Here is a 957-nt window from a genome sequence, read left to right on the forward strand (position 1 = left end):
GTGGGCGCCGCGCTCGCGCGGGGCGCCGTCGAGGCCGGTGACCGCGGCGCCGTAGCCGCCGCCGGCGGTCGCCTGCGCGTGCAGCGCCGGCCACGGCCGCGCCGCCAGCGCGCGGTCGCTCGCCGTGCACGACTCGGCGTACCGGACCGGCATCCGCACGGCGTCGTAGCTGTAGGCGGCGTCGGTCGCCGCCGCCTGCGCGCCGGGTGGCCCGACCGGCACCACGCCCCACGGCAGCACCTTCGCCCAGTCGGGCGGCAGCGCCGCGCCGTCCTCCTCCAGCAGCGCGCGCGTCAGCCGCGCGCTCGACCGTTCGAGCGTGCGCCAGCGGCGGTCGCCGTCGAGCCCGCGCAGGGCTGTGTAGGCGCGCGGCGAGAAGTACGACGGGTTGATGACCGCGTTCGCGCGCGCCCACGGCCCGGCGACGAGCACGAGCGTGCCGACCGCGCGCGTCGTCTGCTCGCGCAGCAGGGCGCGGCCGAGCCGTCGCGCGGCGGCGGCGTAGGCGGGGCGGTCGAAGCGGTCGGCAGCCAATGCGAGCGCACGGGCGGCGTCGAGGTCGGCGTCGGCGGCCGGGCCGTCGGAGATGACGCGGCCGTCCTTCCACAGCCACGCGAGCGTGCCGTCGGATCTCAGCAGGTGATGACGAGTCCACGACCAGACGCGCGCGAAGCGCCGCTCGTCGCCGACCGCGACCGTCGCCAGCAGCGCGTACGCCTGCCCCTCGCTGACCGTGTCGCCGCCCTCGTCGCGGCGGGTGACGCGGCCGTTGGGCAGCAGCGAGCGGTCGAGGAAGCGCTCGACGGCGGCGCGCACCTCGCGCGGGACGTGCGGGCGTTCCGGCTGCTCGCGCGCGCCCGCGCCGGAGCCGGCCTCGACCCCGGCCGCGAAGGCGACGCCGGCGAGCACGGCCAGCAGCGAGCGGCGCAGGCGGGCGGGGCGCGCGGCCCCGCGGGC

1 protein-coding gene is annotated in these 957 nt (G+C 79.7%); it reads right to left on the reverse strand.

From position 1 onward, the window contains the following. The coding region (locus R7226_RS31520) for a glycosyl hydrolase family 8 (protein ID WP_318601526.1) at positions 1 to 957 on the reverse strand (957 nt) is incomplete at both ends.

The sequence above is a fragment of the Conexibacter stalactiti genome (assembly GCF_033542075.1).
Lineage (GTDB): Bacteria > Actinomycetota > Thermoleophilia > Solirubrobacterales > Solirubrobacteraceae > Conexibacter > Conexibacter stalactiti.